16 protein-coding genes are annotated in these 15865 nt (G+C 59.6%); 10 read left to right on the plus strand and 6 right to left on the minus strand.

Annotated features, from left to right (window positions below):
• Positions 1 to 5 precede the first annotated feature (5 nt).
• The 5 genes from sseA to IHQ71_RS11915 all read left to right on the plus strand — a co-directional run bounded on the left by sseA (position 6) and on the right by IHQ71_RS11915 (position 3856).
• Positions 6 to 860, plus strand: a complete 855-nt coding sequence (gene sseA, locus IHQ71_RS11895; protein WP_258162161.1) for a 3-mercaptopyruvate sulfurtransferase — start codon at positions 6 to 8, stop codon at positions 858 to 860.
• 63 nt (positions 861 to 923) lie between these two features.
• The gene (locus tag IHQ71_RS11900) at positions 924 to 1436 is read left to right on the plus strand and encodes a GNAT family N-acetyltransferase (RefSeq protein ID WP_258162821.1); all 513 of its coding nucleotides are present in this window, start codon (positions 924 to 926) and stop codon (positions 1434 to 1436) included.
• A 3-nt stretch (positions 1437 to 1439) separates the two neighbouring features.
• The gene (locus IHQ71_RS11905) at positions 1440 to 1865 is read left to right on the plus strand and encodes a hypothetical protein (RefSeq protein WP_258162162.1); all 426 of its coding nucleotides are present in this window, start codon (positions 1440 to 1442) and stop codon (positions 1863 to 1865) included.
• A 778-nt stretch (positions 1866 to 2643) separates the two neighbouring features.
• Positions 2644 to 3114, plus strand: coding sequence for a DUF1203 domain-containing protein (locus IHQ71_RS11910; protein ID WP_258162163.1), 471 nt, complete (start codon positions 2644 to 2646; stop codon positions 3112 to 3114).
• Positions 3115 to 3397: 283 nt separating this feature from the next.
• Complete coding sequence (locus IHQ71_RS11915; RefSeq protein ID WP_258162164.1) at positions 3398 to 3856, plus strand: hypothetical protein; 459 nt, start codon at positions 3398 to 3400, stop codon at positions 3854 to 3856.
• Positions 3857 to 3932: 76 nt separating this feature from the next.
• Here the strand turns inward: IHQ71_RS11915 and ald are convergent, their stop codons facing one another.
• Positions 3933 to 5048, minus strand: a complete 1116-nt coding sequence (gene ald / locus IHQ71_RS11920; protein WP_258162165.1) for an alanine dehydrogenase — start codon at positions 5046 to 5048, stop codon at positions 3933 to 3935.
• A 154-nt stretch (positions 5049 to 5202) separates the two neighbouring features.
• Between ald and IHQ71_RS11925 the strand changes: the two genes are divergently transcribed.
• From IHQ71_RS11925 to IHQ71_RS11935, 3 genes are all read left to right on the plus strand, one after another.
• Complete coding sequence (locus IHQ71_RS11925) at positions 5203 to 5670, plus strand: Lrp/AsnC family transcriptional regulator (RefSeq protein ID WP_258162166.1); 468 nt, start codon at positions 5203 to 5205, stop codon at positions 5668 to 5670.
• 964 nt (positions 5671 to 6634) lie between these two features.
• Positions 6635 to 8617 (plus strand): bifunctional 2',3'-cyclic-nucleotide 2'-phosphodiesterase/3'-nucleotidase, encoded by a 1983-nt coding sequence (locus IHQ71_RS11930; RefSeq protein ID WP_258162167.1) that lies wholly within the window; start codon positions 6635 to 6637, stop codon positions 8615 to 8617.
• 104 nt (positions 8618 to 8721) lie between these two features.
• Positions 8722 to 9489 carry a class II aldolase and adducin N-terminal domain-containing protein gene (locus IHQ71_RS11935; RefSeq protein ID WP_258162168.1) on the plus strand — a complete coding sequence of 256 codons (768 nt, stop codon included), beginning with the start codon at positions 8722 to 8724 and terminating at the stop codon, positions 9487 to 9489.
• A 60-nt stretch (positions 9490 to 9549) separates the two neighbouring features.
• Here IHQ71_RS11935 and IHQ71_RS11940 read toward each other — a convergent pair whose 3' ends face one another.
• Positions 9550 to 9867 carry an HlyU family transcriptional regulator gene (locus IHQ71_RS11940; protein WP_258162169.1) on the minus strand — a complete coding sequence of 106 codons (318 nt, stop codon included), beginning with the start codon at positions 9865 to 9867 and terminating at the stop codon, positions 9550 to 9552.
• A 99-nt stretch (positions 9868 to 9966) separates the two neighbouring features.
• Here IHQ71_RS11940 and IHQ71_RS11945 point away from each other — a divergent pair, with 99 nt between their 5' ends.
• The gene (locus IHQ71_RS11945; RefSeq protein ID WP_258162170.1) at positions 9967 to 10965 is read left to right on the plus strand and encodes a carboxylesterase; all 999 of its coding nucleotides are present in this window, start codon (positions 9967 to 9969) and stop codon (positions 10963 to 10965) included.
• A gap of 89 nt (positions 10966 to 11054) precedes the next feature.
• Positions 11055 to 11621 (plus strand): hypothetical protein, encoded by a 567-nt coding sequence (locus IHQ71_RS11950; protein ID WP_258162171.1) that lies wholly within the window; start codon positions 11055 to 11057, stop codon positions 11619 to 11621.
• Here the strand turns inward: IHQ71_RS11950 and IHQ71_RS11955 are convergent, their stop codons facing one another.
• From IHQ71_RS11955 to IHQ71_RS11970, 4 genes are all read right to left on the minus strand, one after another.
• Entirely contained in the window at positions 11622 to 12311 is a 690-nt protein-coding gene (locus IHQ71_RS11955; RefSeq protein ID WP_258162172.1) for an ABC transporter ATP-binding protein, read from the minus strand. It lies immediately after the preceding gene.
• Positions 12304 to 13623, minus strand: a complete 1320-nt coding sequence (locus IHQ71_RS11960) for a lipoprotein-releasing ABC transporter permease subunit (protein ID WP_258162173.1) — start codon at positions 13621 to 13623, stop codon at positions 12304 to 12306. Before IHQ71_RS11960 ends, IHQ71_RS11955 begins: the two co-directional genes overlap by 8 nt.
• A gap of 11 nt (positions 13624 to 13634) precedes the next feature.
• Positions 13635 to 14963 carry a proline--tRNA ligase gene (gene proS, locus IHQ71_RS11965; RefSeq protein ID WP_258162174.1) on the minus strand — a complete coding sequence of 443 codons (1329 nt, stop codon included), beginning with the start codon at positions 14961 to 14963 and terminating at the stop codon, positions 13635 to 13637.
• A gap of 627 nt (positions 14964 to 15590) precedes the next feature.
• Positions 15591 to 15863 carry a DUF1467 family protein gene (locus IHQ71_RS11970; RefSeq protein WP_258162175.1) on the minus strand — a complete coding sequence of 91 codons (273 nt, stop codon included), beginning with the start codon at positions 15861 to 15863 and terminating at the stop codon, positions 15591 to 15593.
• Positions 15864 to 15865 lie beyond the last annotated feature (2 nt).

Consider the following 15865-nt stretch of genomic DNA (forward strand, 5'->3'; position numbering starts at 1 on the left):
CTATTATGTCCGAAGAGAGAAGCCGCTTCATCGTCTCCGCCGATTGGGTCGAGAAAAACCTCGGCGCGCCCGAATTCAGAATCGTCGATTGCTCCTTCTACCTGCCGGCGCAGAAGCGCAACGCGGCGGAGGAATATGCCGAGGCGCACATTCCAGGCGCCGTGCTGTTCGACCAGGACAAGATCGCCGATCAATCGTCCAGCCTCGCCCATACCATCCCCTCGCCCGAATATTTCGCTGAAGAGGTCGGCCGGATCGGCATCTCGGAGACGGACACGATCGTCGTCTATGACGGCATCGGCATGTTCGCCTCGCCCCGCGTCTGGTGGCTGTTCCGGGTCATGGGCGCCAGGAATGTCTATGTGCTCGACGGCGGCATGGATGGCTGGAAGCGCGATGGCCGCCCGGTGACATCCGAATTGCCCGAACCTGCACCCGCAACCTTCAAGCCGAACTACGACGCCTCGAAGGTCACCACGCTCGACGCCATGCGCAGGATCGTCGACGCCGGCAAGATCCAGATCGCCGATGCCCGCAGCGCCGGCCGCTTCACTGGGGTCGATCCCGAGCCCCGCGCCGGGCTGCGCTCCGGCCATATGCCCGGCGCGAAAAGCCTGCCATCGGGCATCTTCGCCGAAAACGGCAAGTTCAAGTCGCTGCCGGAACTCAGGAAGACCATCGAGGCATCCGGCATCGATCTCTCGAAGCCCATCGTCACGTCGTGCGGCTCGGGGATAACAGCGGCGATCATCACGCTGGCGCTGACATCGCTTGGCCATGCCGACAACACGCTCTATGATGGTTCCTGGACCGAATGGGGCGGCCTTGACGATACGCCCGTCGTCACCGGCAAGGATTGAGATTTGAAAATTACATCACGGAAGACGCCGCGGGCACTCAAGGCGCATATCACACGGCTGGAAATGACCGCGCCACCGCGCCAGAGTATCGCGCTCCCGGTTAATCTGCATACGGCCGTGATGCGCGTTCCTGACATTCCGCTCGCCTATTATCGTTACCTCTACGATCAGGTCGGCCGCCGCTGGCACTGGGTCGACCGGCTCAGGATGAGCGACGAAGCCTTGACGGCACTCCTGCGCGACAAGCGCACCGAAGTCACGGTGCTCTACGTCAACGGCGCGCCGGCGGGCTTCTATGAATTCTTCTGCGAGGACGGGGACACCGTCGAACTCCGCCATTTCGGTCTGATGGAGCATGCGCGCGGCCTCGGCGTCGGCAAGTGGTTCCTGCTGCAGACCCTTTATGCGGCCTGGGCGCATGAGCCGAAGAAGGTCGTGGTCACCACCAACAATCTCGACCATCCCCGCGCGCTGCAGCTATACCAGATGTTCGGCTTCTCGCCCGTTTCCACGTCAGACGCACTGGTGCGCCCGCTCAGCGACGACGAGATCCTGAGAATGCATAAGGGTGGCTGACGAATGAATACCGAGGGCCAACCGGTTGTCGTCAGGCGGAGGTTCCGCTGGCAGTACGCCCTCATCATCATCGCGGCTGCCATTCTGTTCTTCTGGGAGCCGATCGACGACTGGTTGAATTTCGAGACCCAGACCGTCGAGGTCAAATCGGTCCAAACGCTCTGCACTGCGTTCGATGAAGACAGCCCCGTGCCGCGCGAAGTCGGCCCATGCGATGAAATCCGGACCGAGTATGGAAGCAACGCAACGGCAGAAATCCGCGAGCAGACCTTCGTCTCCTTCGACTACACCTCGCCCGCCGATGGCAACGTCCACGGCACCAAGATCGTCCGTGAAAAGGACGATGCCGGCCAGCCGATCCAGGTCGGCAGCCGCATCACGGTCCGCCTATCCAGCAAGCAGGCTGACTTCGTGAAGCCGGATCAATGACGATTAGGATTCTATCTCATCGTTTAATCATATCTGAATTGCTTTGGCCGATTGTGAATGAAATCTCACGTTGTGCTCGGCATGGTCAAACGACTCGTTATCTCTTTTTGCTTGGTTCTCCTTTTAGGCTGCGCCGCCATCCCCGCATTCCTGATATGGGATCGCAAGCATAACTACGTTTCCATGGCGGTTGCTGTCGAGCACGTCGAAGTCATGTGCAGCACTGAGAGAAATCGGTATCGACTAAGCCTCAGACGGCCGAAGCATCGGACCATCAAATCGAAAGTCGCATCTTGTGCGGAAGTGCTGCAACGGCTCAGAGAAACCAGTGATGATAGAGCCGATATCATAACCTGGGCTCGTATTGACTTTCACTATCGATCGCCCGCCGATCATCAGGTTCATCTCGGAAGACGTTGGCTCCGGCTCCGTCCTGACTATCCGGCCCACAGGATTCCCGATCAAATTACCATCCTCGCTTCGCTCCATGATCCGCTGAGAGTGAGATAGGATGATGGACAGCCGATCGCATTCAGGGTGATTGGTGGGGGCAAGAAATGAGACCGGCCAGCCAGTAGCCAAGCGCGATGTCATTGCCATCAGGGTTTCCCGGCTAAATCCCGCGCGTTACATCGACTGATGCTGGGACGGACTGCTGCATTTCAAAGCTCCCACCGGACTCAGCGCCCTGTGCCGGCAGGTTCGCTTTTACAAGTTCCGGGTGGAAGCTAAGGCGCGGGTGGATCATGAAGATACATCACCAACCGAGGAGCCTGTCATGTCCATACATTTCACCGCCATGCCGACCAAAGACGCCGAAGCCTTCTGGAACGGCGGCACCGATGCCTACGGCCTCACGCCCGACACCATGGTGTCCGACGGCCCCGGCCATCCCTGCCGTCATTGCCTCGCCAATATCGACGAGGGTGAGAAACTGTTGGTCTTCGCTTACCGGCCCTTCCCTGAAGTCCAGGCATTTGCCGAGACCGGCCCGATCTTCCTGCACGCCAAACCCTGTAAGCGCTATGCCGCCGAGGAGGTCAGCCCCGCCATCCTCGCCACCAGCCCGGATTTCATCCTGCGCGGTTATAACGAAGAGAACAGAATCGTCTACGGCACCGGCAAGGTCACGCCGATTGCAGATATTCCAAGCTATTCCGAGGCGCTTTTCGTCCGTGACGATATCGCCTATGTCCACGTCCGCTCCGCCCGCAACAGCTGCTACCAGTGCCGCATCGACCGGGCGTGAACGCGCCTTGAAAAGCCGTATCACCGAGGCTTTTGGTCAACCCGCTGACTCCCAGTTGGCGGGTCGTATATCCCCGGCATTTACTGTAACGTACTTGCGGGACACCATTCTTTTCGACAGGCTACCTCGCTATGGGCGGCAGACATACCCGCCCGAGAAACCGAGGGGGGACAAGCATGTTTCAACAAGCATTCCGAGCGCTGCGGATAGTGGCTTGACCGGCCGCCTTCCCTGATACCGATCCGGGCGGCACCCGGTGTGAGTTACCTACGGAGATGCCAACATGCGAAAGCCATTTCTCATCCTCATCGCAGCCGCGGTGGCCCTGTCGATGGGGACCGCCATAGCCGGTCCGCTGCAGGCGCCGTCGCACCCGACGGTGTCGAGCGACAACGGACTGTTCGTCACTGTCGCCAAGAAGAAGAAGACCGTCAAGAAGAAGAAGACGGTCAAGAAGACAAATAAGAACGGCAAGACGACGAAGAAAACCACGAAGACGAAAAAGACAACCAAAAAGAACTACAACAACAACAACAGATATCATAACAACCGCTACAACCACGGCTACAGGGCCTGGAACCGGCGGCCGTACTACGGCAGCGTCGTCGCCGGCGTGGCGCTCGGCACGGTCATCGTCGTGGGCGCATCGCGCGTGCCGGTGCAGCCTGATCCGGATCTGTGCTGGTACTGGTCGAACAACGGCCAGACCAGCGGCTATTGGGATTATTGCGTCCCGCGCTAACGCTGGACCCGCATATCCCGAACGAAAAAGGCCGGCGGATCGCTCCGCCGGCCTTTGAATTTTTGAGCGTGCCCAATCAGGCAGCGAGTGCTGCTTCCGCCTCATGCATCTGCAGGCCAAGCGCTTCCGCCACCGGCAGGTTGGTGATCTTGCCCTTGTGGACGTTGAGGCCGTTGCGCAGGTGCTTGTCGGCGAGGATCGCCTTGATGCCCTTGTCGGCAAGCGCCAGGCCGTGGAAGATCGTGGCATTGTTCAGCGCATGCGCCGAGGTCACCGGCACGGCGCCCGGCATGTTGGCGACACAATAGTGGATGATGCCGTCAACCTCGTAGGTCGGGTCCGAATGCGTCGTCGCATGCGAGGTCTCGAAGCAGCCGCCCTGGTCGATCGCAACGTCGACGATCACAGCGCCCTTCTTCATGCCGCCGAGCATCTTGCGCGTCACCAGCTTCGGAGCAGCGGCACCGGGGATCAGCACCGCGCCGATCACGAGATCGGCCGAGAAGACTTCGCTTTCCAGCGCGTCGATCGACGAGAAGCGGGTATGAACCCGGCCGCCGAAGATATCGTCGAGCTGGCGCAGACGCGGCAGCGAACGGTCGAGGATGGTAACGTCGGCACCGAGGCCGACCGCCATGTTGGCCGCATGCAGGCCGACGACGCCGCCGCCGATGACGACGACCTTGCCCGGCAGCACGCCCGGCACGCCGCCGAGCAGCACGCCACGGCCGCCATAGGCCTTCTGGAGTGCCACCGCGCCGGCCTGGATCGACAGGCGTCCGGCCACTTCCGACATCGGTGCGAGCAGCGGCAGGCCGCCACGATCGTCGGTCACGGTCTCATAGGCAACGGCGGTGACGCCCGAAGCGAGCAGGCCCTTGGTCTGTTCCGGATCCGGAGCCAGGTGCAGGTAGGTATAGAGGATCTGGCCTTCGCGCAGCTGCACCCATTCGGACGGCTGCGGCTCCTTGACCTTCACGATCATGTCGGAATTCTGGAAGACTTCAGAGGCGGTTGCGGCGATCTTCGCGCCGGCGGCGATATAATCGGCGTCCGAGGCGCTGATGCCGGCACCGGCATTGGTCTCGATGAGAACGGAATGGCCATGCGCCACATATTCGCGGACGGAGGCAGGCGTCAGGCCGACGCGGTATTCGTGATTCTTGATTTCCTTCGGGCAACCGACGCGCATGGATATTCCCCTGTCTTTGATGTTCTGGGCGGGTTTCGATATGCGCGGGATTAGACTGCAAAGCCCACGAAATGTCCTTGCAAAGTTGCATTGCCGGACAGCCACCATTCGAATATTATTGCAAGTCAAAACGATTAATTCGAAGGACGTGCGAATGGACAAGCTGGATCAAATCGATCTCGCCATCTTGAAGACTCTGCAGCAGGATGGCCGCATCTCCAATGCCGACCTTGCCGGCAAGGTCGGCCTGTCGCCGTCCTCCTGCTCGCGCCGCCTCGACATCCTCGAAAAATCCGGCGTCATATCGGGCTATTATGCCCAGGTGTCGCATAAGGCGCTCGACTACAAGATGATCGCCATCGTCCACATCTCCCTGTCCGGCCAGTTCGCCAAGACGCTCGCCGAATTCGAAGCCGCGGTAAAACGCGTGCCAAATATCCTCGTCTGCTACCTGATGTCGGGCGAATACGACTACATCCTGCGCGTCGCCTGCAAGGATCTCGAGGATTACGAGCGCATCCACCGCGACTGGCTCTCGGCCCTGCCCCATGTGGTGAAGATCAATTCGAGCTTCGCATTGCGTGAGATCATCGATCGGCCGAACGTCGCGGCGTTTGGGTAAAGATCGAGGATTGGTCACTGCTCTTGACAGTCGAGTTCACCCCTCACCAACTTCGGCCAAGCGATCGGCGATCGGCTATCGCCTCTCGCGGCCTGCGTATCCTCTCCCGCAAGGGGAGAGGTAAAGTGCCACGCGCTCGCCCTTCACTTCAGGCGAGGCGGTGCCACGAGTTTTACCTCTCCCCCTGCGGGAGAGGATAGCAAGTCCGCGTGAGCTTCAGCGAACGCATGGACGCGCTTGGTGAGGGGTGCTCTTTGGGCTAACGTCAATTTCTTCGCAGCAAAATCAATTACTTATCAGAAGTGCAGGGAAATAATTCATCGTTTCGCAGAGTTTGATGCATTTCCTCAGATCATTATCGTTCAATATCAATCGCTTGCGTCAAAAAATCCACACGCTCTCCAGCCGCCTTATAATCATCCCCGTTCCGTATCGGCTACACCCTGAGGCGTCAGGGCGAGGCGGGACCGGTGACCTTCATGGAGAAGCGACGTAAGTCTCCATGCGGGGCGTCCGCGAGAAGGGCCAGTCCTCTGGGGACGGCAGCGGAGACGCTGAGTTTCGCCCCGGACGTGCGCTGTAGCGCACACATGATCGTTCCCCAAGGCTCCTCAAAGGCTGCGGGACAACGGGGGCAGTGCTGGCGAGTTCGGGGATGGAGACACCGTTTAACGGGGCACGGCGACGTGTCTTAACGGCCGCGAAAGCGGCCATATAACTTGGCACGGAGACGTGCCCCGGCCGATCCTCGTTGTCCAGACAAAGGGATCGGGAACCAGAATGCCTCACACCACGGACGGAATCCCGCCGCGTGAACGAGAAACTGCGCCTGCAACTTTAGGATTGCCAATTGGCGAACGAAGAGTTTTTATCATCTGGTAAAAAATCTGTCATGAACGCCATGTAGCGGCTGTAGCGTGCGTCAGAAAACGCCCACCCATAAGCGACACCAGAGGAGAACATCATGAGCCAAATTCTGGACATCACATCCACCCGCCGTTCGCTGCTCAAGGGCATGGCGGCAAGCTCGGCGCTTGTCATGCTTCATCCTTTCGCAGCCCACGCCCAAGCCAACCAGGCCCATCTCCGGATCATGGAAACCACCCGTATTCACGTCGCCGTCTACCCCTACGACTATTATGCCGATGCGCCAGACGACAAGCTCGGCCTGTCGCGCACCGCCTCGATCATCGACAAGATCCGCGCCGAGGCCGGCAATTCCATGCTGATCGACAATGGCGATTTCCTGCAGGGCAATCCGCTCGGCGATTTCATCGCCTATGAGCGCGGCATGAACAATGGCGATATCCACCCCGTGATCAAGGCGATGAACACGCTCGGCTACGATTGCGGCACGCTCGGCAATCACGAATTCAACTACGGCCTCGATTATCTGTTCAAGGTCACGAAGGGCGCGAACTTCCCTTACGTCTGCGCCAACCTGACCAAGGGCCAACTCGCCGAGGACGCCCGCAAGGATGAGCTCTTCCTCAAGCCTTACATGATCATCGAGAAGACGGTGAAGGACGGTTCGGGCGCTGAGAGCACGATCAAAGTCGGCTTTATCGGCTTCGTGCCGCCGCAGATCATGGTCTGGGATTCGAAGAATCTCGAGGGCAAGGCCAATACCCGCGATATCGTGCAGGCTGCCAAGGCCTGGGTGCCGCAGATGAAAGAGGACGGTGCGGATATCATCATCGCCCTCTCCCATTCCGGCATCGATGGCGCTGGCGAAAAGGAGCGCATGGAAAATGCCTCGCTCTATCTCGCCGGCGTCGAGGGCATCGACGCGATCTTCACCGGCCACCAGCATCTCGTCTTCCCGGGACCCAAGGGCTGGGATGGCATTGCCGGCGCCGATCCGGTCAAGGGCACGCTACAGGGCAAGCCCGCCGTCATGGGCGGCTTCTGGGGCTCGCATCTCGGCCTGATCGACCTTCTGATCGAGATGGATGGCGGCAAATGGAAGATCGTCGATTTCACCACCGAGGCGCGCGGCATCTATCACCGCGAGGAGAAAAAGGTGATTCCCGACGTCAAGGACAAGGCCGAAGTCCTTGATTCAGTGAAGGAAGAGCATGAAGCGACGCTGGCCTATGTCCGCCGGCCCGTCGGCAAGACCTCGGCACCGCTCTATTCCTATTTCGCGCTGGTCGCCGATGATCCATCAGTCCAGATCGTCAGCCAGGCCCAGCTTTGGTACGTCAAGGACCTGATGGCGAAAACCGAATACAAGGATCTTCCCATCCTCTCGGCCGCCGCACCTTTCAAGGCCGGTGGCCGTGGCGGCGCCGAATATTACACCGATGTGCCTGTGGGCGCCGTGGCGATCAAGAATGTCGCCGACCTCTACCTCTATCCCAACACGCTGCGTGCCGTCGTCATCACGGGCGAGCAGGTCAAGAACTGGCTCGAAATGTCGGCTGGAATCTTCAACCATGTCGAGGCCGGCGCGAAAGACGCCATCCTGATCAACCCCGATTTCCCGTCCTACAATTACGATGTCATCGACGGTGTGACCTACCAGATCGACTTGAGCCAAAAGCCGAAATACGACAAGGACGGCAATGTGATCAGCGCGGAGTCAAGCCGGATTCAGAACTTGAGCTATGACGGAAAACCGATTGATCCCGCTCAAAAATTCGTCGTCGCGACGAACAACTACCGCGCCGGCGGCGGTGGCAATTTCCCCGACATCAAGGACGACAAGGTCGTGCTGGTCGCGCCTGATACCAACCGCGACGTGCTGGTGCGCTACATCATCGACCAGGGCACGATCAATCCGTCCGCCGATGCCAACTGGACGTTCAAGCCGATGGCCGGCACGACCGTGCTCTTCGAAACCGGCCCCAAGGCCCGCTCCTTCATGGCTGACGTCAAGGGCGCGAAAATCGAGGATGCCGGCGAAGGCGCCGATGGCTTCGCGAAATTCCGCATGACCCTCTGACACGGAATAATTTGAGCGTCGGGCGGCAGCCATTGCCGCCCGGCGCATTGACCCGACGACGCAGGCAGCGCATTTTGGCGTCACACGAATTCAGGGAGAACCCGATGTCCGCCAACGTTGCTTCGATGCCGAAACTGACCAACCTGCCCTTCTACGAAGAGCGTGTCGATCTCGCTGCCGCCTTCCGCTGGACGGCACGCCTCAACATGCATGAGGCCGTCGCCAACCACTTCTCGCTCGCCGTCAACGACGAAGGCACCCGCTTCCTGATGAACCCGAATCAGGTCCACTTTTCCCTGATCAAGGCTTCGTCGCTGCTGCTGCTAGATGCCAACGATCCGAAGACCATGGACCAGCCCGATGCGCCCGACCCCACGGCCTGGGGCCTGCACGGCTCGATCCACCGCCATCTGCCGCACGCCCGCTGCGTCATGCATGTCCATTCGATCTATGCGACCGTGCTGGCTTCCCTCGCCGACTCGCGCCTGCTGCCGATCGACCAGAACTGTGCCACCTTCTTCAACCGCTATGCGATCGACGACAGCTATGGCGGTCTCGCCTTCGAGGACGAGGGCGAACGCTGCGCCCGCCTGCTCAAGAATCCCAAGCACAAAGTCCTGATCATGGGCAATCACGGCGTGCTGGTGCTCGGCAAGGACGTCGCCGATGCCTTCAACCGCATGTACTATTTCGAGCGCGCCGCCGAGACCTATATCAAGGCGCTGCAGACGGGCCAGAAGCTCCGCGTCCTATCCGATGACGTCGCCGAAAAGGTCGCCCAGGAGATCGAGGATTATCCCGGCCAGTGCGAACGCCACCTTGCCGACCTGAAAATCCTGCTCGAACAGCAGGAGCCTGATTATCTGAACTGATTCCAGAAACAAAAACGGCCCCGCAAGGGGCCGATTTCATTGAACAAATACGCGACGAGCTCAGACCTGCCGCTCGGCGGCACCATCGCCGAACAATCCCGCACCATGCTGATCAATAATCTGCTTGGCCTTGCGGAACGTGGTCTCCACCGCATCGTCTTCGCTGGAGAAAATGTCGGCGCGGATGAACTTGCGGACCTTGATACCGTCGGGCGTATCGCTCTCGATCCGGCCGGCCAGCCGCCACTGGCCACCCTCCTTCATCGGCGTCGCATAGACGGCATATTCGCCGATCCGCTCCATCCGCTGCTTGCCGCCAGTGGGAGCAGCGGCATCGCCGCCGCCAAATCCAAACAATTTTGAAAGAAATCCTGCCATAAGATTGCTCTAGCATAGCGATTTCGGTCAAGGAAGCCTCATTCGCATGCTAGAATGGCCCCATGCATCGGTACATTCCGCTGTGGGAGGCGGCGGCAGATGAGGGCATCCAAGATCGTATTTCCCATCGCAATCCTCCTGGCCATTGTGATCCTGCTTCTCGGCGCGGCATGGCTGTTCGGCCCGCGAACCCCCGTCGATACGACCATCACTTTCGATCCGGCGACAATCGGCGACGATCTCGACTCCTATCTCGACAAGGCCGAAGCGAAAATCCGCGGCATCCAGCCCAACCAGCACAAGGACATCGTCTGGGCCGATGCGGAGACCAAGACCAGGACCCCGATCTCGATCATCTACATCCACGGCTTCTCGGCCTCTCCAGGAGAGATGCGGCCACTGCCCGACATCGTCGCCGGAAACCTCAGGGCCAATCTCTATTTCGCCCGCCTCAAAGGGCATGGCACGACGACCGACGCCATGGCTGACGTCAGCGTCAACGCCTGGATCAACGACTTCGCAGAAGCCGTTGCGATCGGCGAACGGCTCGGCGAACGCGTCGTCGTGATGGGCACGTCCACCGGCGGCGCACTTGCGACCTGGTCCCTGACGCGACCGGAATTCAAGAACCGCATCCATGCAGCAGTCTTCTTCTCGCCGAACTATGGCGTCCAGGCGTTCGGCTCCTCGCTGCTGACCGTGCCTTTCGCCCGCGAACTCTCCCGCCTCGTACTTGGCGAGACCCGTTCCTTCGAGCCCGGCACCGAGCGCCAGCGGGTCTTCTGGACCACGAGCTATCCCGTCGAGGCGCTCCTACCGATGGCGGAAACCGTCAAGATGGCCGTCAACGCACCGGTCGAGACCATCTCAGAGCCGGCTCTGTTCCTGATCTCAGCGGATGACAAGGTCGTCCGACCCGCCATCACCCGCGACATCGAGAAACGCTGGGGCGGCCCGCACAATCTCATCCAGGTCGATGGCGTCGAGGATCCAAACCACCATGTCCTCGCCGGCGATGCAATGTCGCCCGGCACAACGGTTCAACTCGCCGGACTGGTCGCAAGCTGGCTTAGGGAAACGCTCGAACTGCCGCGTTGACGCAATCTTGAGCGGCACCTTCCTTGACCCTGCCATAAGGCCCGTCTCTTATTCTGCCTGACAGCAGATGATTCCCGGCGGAGAAGACGTTGAAGATATCCCAGCTTCTTGCGGCAGCGATGATGATAGCAGCGCCCGGACTGACATTCGCCGGCCAGGTCACCGATCTCGCCACCGAGGCAGAGGAACTGATCGGCAAGGGCGATGGCCCGGCGGCCTATGACAAGATACGCCAATCGCTGGCGGCCGTCTCCGACACCATTCCCTTCGATATCCGCAAGGCATTCTTCGTCAGCGAGAAACCGTTGATCTTCGGCAGCTACAAGCGCGTCGCCAGCAACGAATTCCCCAAGGGCTCGTCGCTGATCACCTATGCCGAGCCGATCGGGCTTGCCTGGGTTGCTGATGGAGACGGCGTCAAGAGCGCCTTCACCGTCGACTTCGAACTGCGCAACCCCGCCGGAGAAATTCTCGCCGAGCAGAAGGCCTTCGGCAATTTCAAGGTCGAGAGCCGCGAACCGCTGTTCGAGATCTACACGCCCTTGACGCTGGATGTATCCGCCGTGCCGGCCGGCGACTATGTGCTGAAATACACGTTCAACGATGTGAACTCGAAAAAGAGTTCGAGCATCGAACAACGATTCAAACTGAAATAATCAAACCTCGACGACCCTGCCCTCTTCGAGCGTCACGCGGCGGTCCATGCGGGCTGCAAGCTCATGATTGTGCGTGGCGATGAGGGCCGCCAGACCGGACTGGCGCACCAGCGCTTCCAACGCATCGAAGACATAATGCGCGGTCACCGGATCGAGATTGCCGGTCGGTTCGTCGGCGAGGAGCACGAGCGGTGCATTTGCCACCGCACGCGCAATCGCCACCCGCTGCTGTTCGCCACCCGAAAGCTCGGCCGGACGGTGATGGCCGCGATGGCCGACGCGGAGATAATCGAGCAGCTGGGCCGCGCGCTGCTCGGCCTCCTTGCGCGGTAGGCCGGCAATCATCTGCGGCATCATCACGTTCTCGGCGGCGGAGAATTCCGGCAGCAGGTGATGATACTGATAGACGAATCCGATCTCCATCCGTCGGATCGCCGTGCGGTCCTTGTCGGACAGCGAGCCGCAATCGACGCCATTGACCAGAACCCGGCCGCTATCCGGCTTTTCCAAGAGGCCCGCGAGATGCAGCAGGGTCGACTTGCCGGTGCCCGAAGGCGCGACAAGACCGACGATTTCACCCTTCCGCATGGTGAAGTTCGCATCCTTGAGAATGTCGAGACGTTGCTCGTTCTCACCGAAATGACGCGACACATTGTGGATCTGAAGGACGTCGGCAGTCAGTTCATTCATATCTGAGAGCCTGCACAGGATCGATGGTGGATGCCCGCCAGGCTGGCAGGATGGTGGCGATAAAAGAAAGCGTCAGCGTCATGACAACGACGGTGACGGTCTCGCTGAGGTTCATTTCCGCCGGCAACTGGCTGAGGAAATAGAGTTCGGGGTTGAAGATCGTCGTACCCGACAGCCACGAGAAGAATTGCCGGATACTCTCGACATTGAGGCAGACGATGACGCCCAGGATGACACCGGCAAACGTCCCAACGATCCCGATTGTCGCCCCCGTCATGAAGAATATCCGCATGATGGCGCCTGATGTCGCGCCCATCGTGCGGAGAATCGCAATATCCGGCCCCTTGGATTTCACCAGCATGATCAGGCCCGAGATGATGTTGAGCGCCGCGACCAGCACGATCAGCGTCAATATCATGAACATCACGTTGCGTTCGACGGAAAGCGCCGAGAAGAAGGTGCGGTTGCGCTGCCGCCAGTCGGTGATGAAGATCTGCCGTTCCGCCGATTGCTCTATCAGCGGCCGCATCTCGTCAATCGCCTCGGGATGATCGAGGAAAAGCTCGATCGACTGCGCGATGCCTTCGGCGTTGAAATAGAGCTGCGCTTCCTCGAACGGCATGAAGATGATCGAGGCGTCGTATTCCGACATGCCGATCTCGAAGATCGCCGAGACCTTGTAGGATTTGACGCGGGGATTGACGCCCAGCGGCGTCACGTCGCCCTCGGGCGAGATCAGCGTGATCGTGTCGCCGGCGGAGAGCCCGAGTTGTTCGGCCATGCGGGTGCCGATTGCCACGCCTTCGCCGGCGGCAAAGGGGATCAGGTCGCCCTGCCTGATATTGTCGGCCACCATCTTGAGTTTGCCGAAATCATCGGCGCGCACGCCGCGCACAAGCGCACCTGTGCCAGCGCCCGCCTTGCCCGATGCAAGCGTCTGGCCCTCGACCAACGGGATCGCTTCCCTGACGCCGGGGATCTTGGAGAACCGGTTGGCGAGGTCGGCGTAATTGTCGAGTACGCCGTCGATCGGCTGCACGATCATATGGCCGTTGATGCCGAGAATGCGGGTGATCAGCTCGGTGCGGAAGCCGTTCATCACGGCCATCACGATAATCAGCGTCGCAACGCCGAGAACGATGCCGATGAACGAGAAGATCGCGATCACCGAAATGAACGCTTCCTTGCGGCGCGGCTGCAGGTATCGCAGTGCGACCATGCGCTCGAAGGTCGAGAACGGACGAGCAGAGGGCCTCGGCGCCTCATCTCGCTCCTCGGCGGCTGTCCCCGCATCGGCCGTTTCGCTCACCATACCCGCTCCGTTCAATCGGCTGCCGTGATCTTGTTGATTGCGGCCTCAATAGACAGCGTCTCGCGTGCGCCAGACTTGCGGTCCTTGAGTTCGACCTCGCCTGATGCCACCGAGCGCGGCCCCACCACAATCTGTGTCGGCACGCCGATGAGATCGGCCGTCGCAAACTTCGCGCCGGCACGGTCGTCGGTGTCATCGTAAAGCACGTCGAGCCCCGCCTTGGAGAGTGACGCGTAGAGCCCCTCGCTCGCCGCATCGCAGGCCTGATCGCCCACCTTCATATTGATGATCGAGACATCGAAGGGCGCCACGGATTTCGGCCAGATGATTCCGTTCTCGTCATGTGAGGCTTCAATGATGGCTGGAACAAGGCGCGTGGGGCCGATGCCGTAGGAGCCCATATGCACCGCATGCTGCTTGCCGTCGGGCCCCTGTACCGTCCCGCCCATGGGGTCGGAATACTTGGTGCCGAAATAGAAGATGTGGCCGACTTCGATGCCGCGCGCCGAAAGCCGGTCGGTCTCGGGAATGGCGTCGAAGACCGCCGCGTCATGCATTTCCGATGTAGCGGCATAGACCGACGTCCATTTGTCGAAGATCGCCTTCAGGCCGGCAACATCATCGAAATCGGTATCGACGCCGGGAATGTCGAAATTCACGAAATCCCGGTGCGAGAAGACTTCCGACTCGCCGGTATCGGCCAGGATGATGAATTCGTGGCTGAGATCGCCGCCGATCGGACCGGTATCGGCCCGCATGGGGATGGCGCGCAGGCCCAGCCGGTCGAAGGTGCGGAGATAGGCCGTGAACATCTTGCGATAGGAATGCTCGGCGCCTTCCTTGGTCAGGTCGAAGGAATAGGCGTCCTTCATCAGGAATTCACGCGAGCGCATCGTGCCGAAGCGCGGACGCATCTCGTCGCGGAACTTGATCTGGATATGATAGAGATTGAGCGGCAAGTCCTTGTAGGACTTGACGTAGGAGCGGAAGATCTCGGTGATCATTTCCTCATTGGTGGGACCATAGAGCATGTCGCGGTCCTGGCGGTCCTTGATGCGCAGCATTTCCTTGCCATAGGCGTCATAACGGCCGCTTTCACGCCAGAGATCGGCCGACTGCAAAGTGGGCATGATGAGCTCGATCGCGCCCGAGCGGTTCTGCTCCTCGCGGATGATCTTGTTGACCTTATCCAGCACGCGCTTGCCCAGCGGCAGCCACGAATAGATGCCCTGGCTCTGCTGGCGGATCATGCCAGCGCGCAACATCAGCCGGTGCGACACGATCTCGGCTTCCTTGGGGTTCTCTTTCAGGATGGGCAGGAAATAACGGGAAAGGCGCATGGAATGTCCAATTCGCTGTAAGGTCTCTGGAATCGCCGCATCGGCACGGAATTATGAGGCGTTCATATCGGCTTATTTCGATGAAGAAAACCCGGCATCGGGCCGATCAGGCAATTGTGGCGGAAGTATGCGCCGGAATGGAAACGTTTCCGGTCGCGAGCGATTGCTTAACTCTAGGAATAGTTGCCCACTCGCAAAACACGCCAAACCGCCGTTTGAAATTTGTCAACAATTTGAGGTACTTTGCCCCAACCAGTGTGGCACATGGAACACATCCGCTACACTTCCCAAAATTCTTTTGTCAACGAAAAAATTTACCGATACTGTCTCATTTTTGCAAAAAAACGGGTGACAGCGCTTATTCTTTAAGCTACGGTCAGGTCATAAAAGAGGCATGGAGGTCAACTCCAAGCCATTCTTCGCGGTCAAGTCTTGGGAGGATGGGATCTTAGGCGCGTTCATTCGCCGCCGCCCTTAATTGGGAATGGATCACGCGAAATTACCTATAAAACAAGGCTTTCAGCCTTGTTTTTTTTTGCCCGGAGTCCGGCTTTATGCGGGCTCTCTCAGCCCTGTCATCTATCGTCTGCTTGTGACAGTTTTGTGAAAATCGGCTATGGCCCGACTCTATTTGAAGTCGGGCACGAAACGCGGCAGCGACATGGCATTGAGGCCATAGACGTTGATCAAGGTGTACCAGCCGGCATAGATGACGGCCGAAATGGCCGTCGTCATGAGGAATATCCGCCAGAACCGGAATCGCGCCGGCGCACTTTTCACCGTGCCGTTGACGACCTCGTTCTCATCCGCCTGCGTGCGCAGGCCGATCGGCAGGACCATGAAGAGCGTGATCCACCAACAGATGAAATACTCGGCGAAGATGGAAATGAAGCTGACCATTG

The sequence above is a fragment of the Rhizobium sp. TH2 genome (genome assembly GCF_024707525.1).
GTDB lineage: Bacteria > Pseudomonadota > Alphaproteobacteria > Rhizobiales > Rhizobiaceae > Rhizobium_E.

What these genes read in the sequence shown, in the direction of transcription:
- sseA (WP_258162161.1), top strand. Translation starts at nt 6, where the DNA reads ATGTCCGAAGAGAGAAGCCGCTTCATCGTCTCCGCCGATTGGGTCGAG.
- IHQ71_RS11900 (WP_258162821.1), top strand. Translation starts at nt 924, where the DNA reads ATGACCGCGCCACCGCGCCAGAGTATCGCGCTCCCGGTTAATCTGCAT.
- IHQ71_RS11905 (WP_258162162.1), top strand. Translation starts at nt 1,440, where the DNA reads ATGAATACCGAGGGCCAACCGGTTGTCGTCAGGCGGAGGTTCCGCTGG.
- IHQ71_RS11910 (WP_258162163.1), top strand. Translation starts at nt 2,644, where the DNA reads ATGTCCATACATTTCACCGCCATGCCGACCAAAGACGCCGAAGCCTTC.
- IHQ71_RS11915 (WP_258162164.1), top strand. Translation starts at nt 3,398, where the DNA reads ATGCGAAAGCCATTTCTCATCCTCATCGCAGCCGCGGTGGCCCTGTCG.
- ald (WP_258162165.1), bottom strand. Translation starts at nt 5,048, where the DNA reads ATGCGCGTCGGTTGCCCGAAGGAAATCAAGAATCACGAATACCGCGTC.
- IHQ71_RS11925 (WP_258162166.1), top strand. Translation starts at nt 5,203, where the DNA reads ATGGACAAGCTGGATCAAATCGATCTCGCCATCTTGAAGACTCTGCAG.
- IHQ71_RS11930 (WP_258162167.1), top strand. Translation starts at nt 6,635, where the DNA reads ATGAGCCAAATTCTGGACATCACATCCACCCGCCGTTCGCTGCTCAAG.
- IHQ71_RS11935 (WP_258162168.1), top strand. Translation starts at nt 8,722, where the DNA reads ATGTCCGCCAACGTTGCTTCGATGCCGAAACTGACCAACCTGCCCTTC.
- IHQ71_RS11940 (WP_258162169.1), bottom strand. Translation starts at nt 9,867, where the DNA reads ATGGCAGGATTTCTTTCAAAATTGTTTGGATTTGGCGGCGGCGATGCC.
- IHQ71_RS11945 (WP_258162170.1), top strand. Translation starts at nt 9,967, where the DNA reads ATGAGGGCATCCAAGATCGTATTTCCCATCGCAATCCTCCTGGCCATT.
- IHQ71_RS11955 (WP_258162172.1), bottom strand. Translation starts at nt 12,311, where the DNA reads ATGAATGAACTGACTGCCGACGTCCTTCAGATCCACAATGTGTCGCGT.
- IHQ71_RS11960 (WP_258162173.1), bottom strand. Translation starts at nt 13,623, where the DNA reads ATGGTGAGCGAAACGGCCGATGCGGGGACAGCCGCCGAGGAGCGAGAT.
- proS (WP_258162174.1), bottom strand. Translation starts at nt 14,963, where the DNA reads ATGCGCCTTTCCCGTTATTTCCTGCCCATCCTGAAAGAGAACCCCAAG.
- IHQ71_RS11970 (WP_258162175.1), bottom strand. Translation starts at nt 15,863, where the DNA reads ATGGTCAGCTTCATTTCCATCTTCGCCGAGTATTTCATCTGTTGGTGG.